At 66.9% G+C, this 7444-nt stretch carries 8 protein-coding genes; all 8 read left to right on the top strand.

Translation table 11 applies throughout. The features are described 5' to 3' along the window. Window positions 1-740, top strand: a 740-nt coding sequence (locus I0Q12_RS31910) for a thiolase family protein (protein ID WP_231609963.1), incomplete at its 5' end; no start/stop codon positions are given. Beyond that, window positions 740-2002, top strand: a complete 1263-nt coding sequence (locus I0Q12_RS04085) for an acetyl-CoA hydrolase/transferase family protein (protein WP_197250710.1) — start codon at window positions 740-742, stop codon at window positions 2000-2002. The genes I0Q12_RS31910 and I0Q12_RS04085, both read left to right, overlap by 1 nt. A 5-nt stretch (window positions 2003-2007) precedes the next feature. Next, window positions 2008-2931 (top strand): hydroxymethylglutaryl-CoA lyase, encoded by a 924-nt coding sequence (locus I0Q12_RS04090; protein ID WP_197250711.1) that lies wholly within the window; start codon window positions 2008-2010, stop codon window positions 2929-2931. A gap of 52 nt (window positions 2932-2983) precedes the next feature. Next, entirely contained in the window at window positions 2984-3742 is a 759-nt protein-coding gene (locus tag I0Q12_RS04095) for an SDR family NAD(P)-dependent oxidoreductase (protein WP_197250712.1), read from the top strand. A gap of 112 nt (window positions 3743-3854) precedes the next feature. Next, the gene (gene menB / locus I0Q12_RS04100) at window positions 3855-4712 is read left to right on the top strand and encodes a 1,4-dihydroxy-2-naphthoyl-CoA synthase (protein ID WP_197250713.1); all 858 of its coding nucleotides are present in this window, start codon (window positions 3855-3857) and stop codon (window positions 4710-4712) included. A gap of 64 nt (window positions 4713-4776) precedes the next feature. Next, entirely contained in the window at window positions 4777-5469 is a 693-nt protein-coding gene (locus I0Q12_RS04105; RefSeq protein WP_197250714.1) for an enoyl-CoA hydratase-related protein, read from the top strand. A 5-nt stretch (window positions 5470-5474) separates the two neighbouring features. Then, window positions 5475-6428, top strand: a complete 954-nt coding sequence (locus tag I0Q12_RS04110) for an EamA family transporter (RefSeq protein WP_197250715.1) — start codon at window positions 5475-5477, stop codon at window positions 6426-6428. 86 nt (window positions 6429-6514) lie between these two features. Next, window positions 6515-7444, top strand: a 930-nt coding sequence (locus tag I0Q12_RS04115; protein WP_197250755.1) for a CaiB/BaiF CoA-transferase family protein, incomplete at its 3' end; no start/stop codon positions are given.

Raw genomic sequence — 7444 nt, forward strand, 5'->3', positions numbered from 1 at the left:
GGCCGGCCGAGCTGCGCGAGAAGTACGACTTCGTGCACCAGGGCGAGAGCGCCGAGCTCATTGCCGACCGGTGGAGCATCACCCGGCAGGAGATGGACGAATTCGCCGTCCGATCCCACCGCCTGGCTACCGAGGCCATCGAGGCCGGGCGGTTCGACGAAGAGATGATCCCCCTCGAACTCGACGGCGAAGTCCGCAGAACCGACCAGACCGTCCGGCCCGGCACGAGCCTGGACACCCTGGCCGGCCTGAAGACCGCGTTTCGGGAGAACGGCCGGATCACCGCCGGCAGTTCCTCGCCGATCTCGGACGGCGCAGCCGGTGTCCTGCTCGCCTCCCGGGACGCGGTCGAGACCCACGGTCTGCGCGCCCGCGCCCGGATCCTCGACCAGACCACGGTCGGAGTCGACCCGATCATCATGCTCACCGGCCCGATACCGGCGACCCGGAAGTTGCTCGACCGCAACGGGATGACGATCGACGACATCGATCTGTTCGAGATCAACGAAGCGTTCAGTTCCGTTGTCCTGGCCTGGGAACGCGAACTCAAGCCCGACATGGACCGGGTCAACGTCAACGGTGGTGCGATCGCGCTCGGACACCCGGTCGGTGCCACCGGCGCCCGGCTCATCGCGACGGTCGTCGCCGAACTCGAACGCCGCGACGCCGAAATCGGGCTGGTCACCATGTGCTGTGGTGGCGGACTCGGGACCGCCACACTGATCCAGCGGATCGACTGATGATCGACCTCACGCCCCATGTCCGGGCCGGCGACGGAATCTGGTGGAGCCAAACGAGTGCGGAACCCACCCCGCTCGTCCACGCTCTGCTCGACCAGCTCCCGTCGATCGGCGCGGTCCGGGCGTTCGTGGGCCTGACCTGGGACCGCCGACTCGCCGATCGGACCCCGGACGAGTTGTCCGTCGTCTCCTACGGCGGGCTCGGGGAACTCCGCCGGCTCAGCCGACGGGACCGGCTCGAGGTCGTGCCCTGTCACTTCGGGGCACTGCCCCGACTGTTCGCCGAGCACCGCCTGCCATGCGACGTCGGGTTCGTGCAGGTCGCCCCTCCCGACGCCGACGGCAACTGCTCGCTCGGCGTCGGCGTCGACTACATCGCCGACGCACTCGAGCACACCCCCATCCTGATCGCCGAGATCAATCAGCGCATGCCCAGGACCCAGGGTGCACCCGCGATCCCCCTGTCGCGGTTCGCGGCGGTCGTCGAAACCGACCGGCCGCTGCTCGAAGCGCCCGACCGTGAGCCCGAGGCCGTCGAGACGGCGATCGCCCGGCACGTCGCAGGCCTCGTCGAGGACGGCGACACCATCCAGATCGGTGTGGGCACATTGCCTTCGGCGGTGCTGGCGGCCCTGGAAGGACATCGGGACCTCGGCCTGCACTCCGGCATGATCTCCGATGCGGTGCTGCGGTTGATCGACAAGGGCGTGCTCACCGGGGCGCGCAAACAGATCGACATCGGCCGCCATATCACCGGGGCGGCGCTCGGCACGGCCACCTTGTACGAACGCCTGCCATACCTGCCGGTGGATTTCCGTCCCGTCAGCTATACCCATGCGCCGCAGGTGCTCTCGCAGTTGACCTCGCTCGTGTCGATAAACTCCGCGATCGAGGTCGACCTCACCGGGCAGGTGGGAGCGGAGCGGGCCGGAGCCGCTTACGTCGGCGCGGTCGGCGGACAGGTGGACTTCTCCCGGGCTGCGTCTCTGACCGGGGGGCGCTCGGTCATCGCACTTCGGTCCACCGCGCGCGGCCGTTCGTCGATCAAGCCGGCCCTCGAGTTCGGGTCCGTCACCACGGCGCGTGCCGACGTGGACTACGTCGTCACCGAGCACGGCGTGGCCGAACTGCGGGGATGTTCCCTTGCGGAACGGGCCCGGCGAATGATCGCGGTCGCAGCCCCGGAGCATCGCGAGCAACTGGACATCGCATTGACCGAGCACGACTTGCTTCGCAGTGGAGCGAGCGGAAACGAGGAGTGAACGCCATGACGCGTCCCCAACGGGTACAGATCCGAGAAGTCGGTCCGCGCGACGGCTTCCAGAACGAGCCGGAGACCATCCCGACCGACGACAAGGTGCGGCTGATCAACGCCCTCGGTCGCGCCGGCCTGAAGCGGATCGAGGTCGCCAGTTTCGTGCGGCCCGACGTCATCCCGCAGCTGTCGGACGGGGTGGAGGTGCTCCGCCGCATCGACGTGCCCGACGATGTGAAGCTGATGGTCCTCGTGCCGAACACTAAGGGACTGGACAACGCGCTGAAGGTGCGCGACACCTTCCACGAGGTCGCGATCTTCGTCAGCGCGTCCGAAACCCACAACAAGAAGAACGTCAACCGTACCGTCGACGAAACCATGGCGGACAACGACATCATGGCTCGCCGGATCGTCGCCGAGGGGCTGCACTGCGCCGCGGTCATTGCGACGTCGTTCGGATGCCCCTTCGAGGGCAAGGTGGAGCTGAAGCGGGTGCTGGACCTGGCGGAGCGATTCGCCGAAGCCGGTGCCACGGAGGTCGGTTTCGGCGACACCACCGGCATGTGCAATCCGGCCTATGCTTCGGAGTTCTTCGCCGCGGCCAGCGAACGCCTGCCCGGGGTCGAGGTCACCGCGCACTTCCACAACACCCGCGGCCAGGGTCTCGCGAACGCATTCGCCGCGCTCGAGGCGGGATGCGCGAGTTTCGAGTCGAGCTTCGGGGAACTGGGCGGTTGCCCCGTTCCGGTGGGTTCGACCGGCAACATCGCCACCGAGGATCTGGTGAGTATGTTCCACGAGATGGATGTCGATACAGGGCTCGATCTGCGACGCATCATCGAGGCAGCTCGCGAAGCCCAACTCGTTCTGGGCCGAAAGCTGACGAGCCATTCGATCGTCGCCGGCCCCATCGAATGGGCCGCGACCGCGAACTGAAGCTTCGGTCATATCCGAAACCATCACGTACACAACAAAGACGGAGAAGAACATGAGCAATCGAGTGGCATTCGTGACCGGCGGTGCCCAGGGTATCGGCAAGGGCATCTCCGATGCGCTGGGCGCAGCCGGCTTCCGCGTCGCGGTCGCCGACCTCAACCTCGAGGCCGCCGAGGAGACCGCGGCCGCCATCCGTGACGCCGGCGGCCAGGCGATCGCCGTCCCGGTCGACGTGACGGACACCGAATCCGTGCAGGCGGCGGTCAAGCAGGTCGCCGAGCAGTTCGGTCCCGTCGAGATCGTCGTCAACAACGCCGGGTGGGACGATTTCATGCCGTTCCTGAAGACGGACGAGGCGTTCTGGGACCGGATCCTCGAGATCAACTTCAAGGGTCAGCTGCGGGTCATCCAGGCGACCCTGCCGGGCATGGTCGAGCGGGGCTGGGGGCGCGTCATCAATATCGGTTCGGACGCCGGACGCGTCGGCTCGTCGCTCGAAGCGGTGTACTCGGGTGCCAAGGGCGGCATCATCGCGTTCACCAAGACCCTCGCTCGTGAGGTCGCCACGAAGGGTGTCACCGCCAACACGGTGTGCCCCGGCCCGACGGATACCCCGGCGCTGCGCAAGTTCGCCGACAATTCCGGCCAGGAAGCCGACAAGGTGATCGCCGGCATGACCCGCGCGGTGCCGATGAAGCGGCTCGGCAAGGCCACCGACATCGGCGCTGCCGTGGCGTTCTTCGCCTCCGACGAGGCGGAATTCGTCACCGGCCAGACCTTGTCCGTCAGTGGTGGCCTGACGATGGCCTGATCGTCATCGGTCGATTCCCACCCCGACAGCGCGGTCCGGAAACCTCTCCGGCCGCGCTGTCGTGCGTTGCGGTATGTTAACGATCGTTCACGGAAGGGACTATGATCGAAACATGACGAACAATTGCGATACAACGGATTTCGTGAAGTGGACGCCGCTCGGAGAGTACGAGGATATTCGGTACGAACACAGCGGCGACGGGATCGCCAAGATCACGATCTGCCGTCCCGAGGTGCGCAACGCGTTCCGCCCCCAGACGTTGATGGAGATCTCCGACGCGTTGGTCGATGCCCGTGAGGATTCCTCGATCGGTGCCATCGTGCTGACCGGAGAGGGGCCCGATGCGTTCTGCTCGGGAGGTGACCAGCGGGTGCGCGGCGACACCGGCTACCTCACCGAGCCCGGCAAGGCGGGCAGTGTCGGTCGGTTCCATGTCACCGACCTGCAGATCCAGATCCGCCGACTGCCGAAGCCGGTGGTGGCCATGGTCGCCGGCTATGCCATCGGTGGCGGGCACATCCTGCATCTGGTGTGCGATCTGACGATTGCCGCGGACAATGCCCGCTTCGGTCAGGTCGGTCCCAAGGTCGGGTCGTTCGACGGCGGGTACGGTGCGGGTCTGCTCGCGGAGTTGGTCGGGGTGAAGAAGGCCAAGGAGATCTGGTTCCTGTGCCGGCAGTACGACGCTCGGCAGGCTCTGGAGATGGGGTTGGTCAACACGGTGGTGCCGTTGGCCGACCTCGAGCGCGAAACCGTCCAGTGGTGCCGCGAGATGCTCGAGCTTTCCCCCTTCGCGCTGCGCCTGATGAAGGCGAGTTTCAATGCGGCGGAGGACGGGATGGCCGGGATTCAGCAGCTCGCGCACGATGCGAATCTGCTGTTCTACTCGACGGACGAGGCCAAGGAGGGGCGGGAGGCGTACAAGGCGAAGCGCCGGCCGGAGTTCGAAAAGTTCCCACGTCGACCATGACCTTCCATTTCGGTCCAATAATTAGTATTGTTGCATCATTGTTGGACCGAACAGGATGGTGTGCATGTCGGAAACCGCTACGCCCGCAGTGACATGGAGTGACGTCGACGCCGGCGTCATGACGATCACGCTCCAGCGCAGGCCCGCGAACGCCCTCGGCCTGCCGATCATCGATGGCCTGAACGCGGCACTGGACGCCGCCGATGCCGACGGTTCGGTGAAAGTTATTGTCGTCCGGTCGGATATCCCCGGTTTCTTCGCCGCAGGGGCGGACATCAAGCACATGTCGGCCGTGGATGCGGAATCGTTCACCGCCTACGGTGATCGACTCCGCGGGGCGCTCGACCGGCTCGCGTCCGCCGACCGGATCACGATCGCCGCGGTGGACGGTCTCGCGCTCGGGGGCGGTCTCGAACTCGCGATGGCCTGCACCCTGCGGGTCGGGGGTGCGGATGCGAAGTTCGGGCTTCCCGAGGTCAAGCTGGGCCTCATCCCGGGAGCCGGTGGCACCCAACGTCTTCCGCGGCTCGTGGGACGTGGCCGGGCACTCGACATCATGCTGACCGCTCGGCAGGTTCCCGCGGACGAGGCCCATGCGATCGGATTGATCGATCGGCTCGTCGACGCCGCCTTCGACACTCCACTCGAGGAGGGTTTCCGCTTCGAGGTTGCTCAGGAGCAGGAACTCTTCGAGAGCGGGGAGGCGAAGGAGGGCATCACCGCGTTCCTCGAGAAGCGCACCCCGCGCTTCGCCTGAGCGCCGTGTCGTCCGGGCCCGCCGGGCGCGGTTCGATCGCGCTCGCCCTGTCTCTGGTCTACCTGATCTGGGGATCGGTCTATCTCGCGATCCGTCTCGTGATCGAAGAGGCGCCGCCGCTCGGCTCGATGGGTGCGCGTTTCCTGCTTGCGGCCCTGCTGATGGCCGTGTTCCTCGCCGTGCGTGGCGGGTGGAAGCGGCTGCTCGTCACCCGGCGTGAGGCCTGCGGGGCCGCGTTCCTCGGAGTCCTGTTGCTCGCGTGTGGAAACGGGTTGACGTCGGTCGGCCAGTTGCACGGTGTGCCCTCCGGCGTGACCGCGCTTCTCGTCGCGATGGTGCCCGTGTGGATCTGCATCTACCGTGCCCTGTCCGGAGAACGCCCGCGCCCGCTCGAGCTGGCCGGAGTCGGGGTGGGGCTGGTCGGCCTGGCCGTATTGCTCCTGTCGGCCGGCAGCACGGGTTCGAACCTCCCGCTGGTCGGTATGGGGGTCATCGTGCTGTCGAGTCTTTCGTGGTCGTTCGGGTCCTGGGTCCAGCCGAGGATCCCGCTTCCGCGGGACGTGTATGTCAGTGCGATGTACCAGCTCGTGGCGGCCGGGGTGGCGATGCTGCTGGCTTCGGTCGTCACCGGCGAGCGGTTCTCGGGTGACGTGGGTCTGCGGGCCTGGGGAGCGTTCGGCTATCTCGTGGTCTTCGGCTCGATCGTCGGATTCACCGCGTACGCGTGGCTGCTGGTTCATGCACCGCTTCCGCTGGTGGCCACCCACACCTATGTGAATCCGGTGGTGGCTGTCGCTCTCGGGGCGGTCGTGCTGTCCGAGCCGGTCACTCCTGCGCTGGTCGTCGGAGGCGTGGTGGTCCTGTTGTCCGTCGTGCTGGTGGTGAGTGCGCAGGCTCGGCCTCGGGGTCTGCGCGCTGCCGACCGGTCGGGGGAGGCGACGACGATGGTCAGTGACTGATCGGGAGCGTGTCCGAGCGGTTCGGACAGTCTCGCGTGGACCAATCGAAGGTATTATCATCGGACCAAACTGGGGAAGGTGCAGCAGTGGCACAGGACTGTGCGAAACGCTCGTTCACAGGCCCGTTGGCGGGTTTGAAGGTGGTCGAGATCGGCTCGATCGGCCCGGGTCCGTTCTGCGCCATGCTGCTGGCCGATCTCGGTGCCGATGTGGTGCGGGTCGACCGTGCGACCGGAGCGGGGCTGGTCGGGCCGAACGCGGATTTCCGCACCGAACTGCTGCACCGGGGACGCCGGTCGCTTGCCGTCGATCTCAAGCACCCGGATGGGGTGGAGGCGGTGCTGTCGCTCGTGACGGATGCCGACGTGCTGATCGAAGGTTTCCGCCCCGGTGTCACCGAGCGGCTCGGGATCGGACCGGACGAGTGCGCCGAGCGCAATCCGCGGCTGATCTACGGTCGCATGACGGGCTTCGGACAGGACGGCCCACTGGCGCAGCACGTGGGTCACGACATCAATTACGTGGCACTCAGCGGCGCCCTGTCGCTGATCGGACGCCACGGCCAGCCACCGACTCCGCCGCTCAGCCTGATCGGCGACTTCGGCGGCGGCGGAATGCTTCTCGCCTTGGGCGTGTTGTCCGCTCTCTTCGAGAGGCAACGCTCGGGCAGTGGACAGGTGATCGATGCCTCGATGGTGGAGGGCGCCGCCCTGCTCGCGACGCCGTTCTTCGGCTTTTCGCAGAGCGGGTCGTGGAACGGTGAACGCGGGACGAACCTCGTCGACAGCGGCGCACCGTTCTACGACGCCTACGAGACCGCCGACGGCAAATGGCTCTCGGTCGGCGCGCTCGAACCGCACTTCTATGCCGACCTCGTAGCCCTGCTGGGTCTGCCCGGTGACCTGCCGGATCAGAACGACCGCGCGCAATGGCCGCAGATGAAGAAGGTGTTCGCCGACGCCGTGCGGGGCCGTGCTCTCGCGGAGTGGCTGGAGGCGGCCGAAGGACACACACCG

The sequence above is a fragment of the Rhodococcus sp. CX genome, assembly GCF_015865005.1.
In the GTDB taxonomy this organism is placed as follows: Bacteria; Actinomycetota; Actinomycetes; order Mycobacteriales; family Mycobacteriaceae; genus Rhodococcus.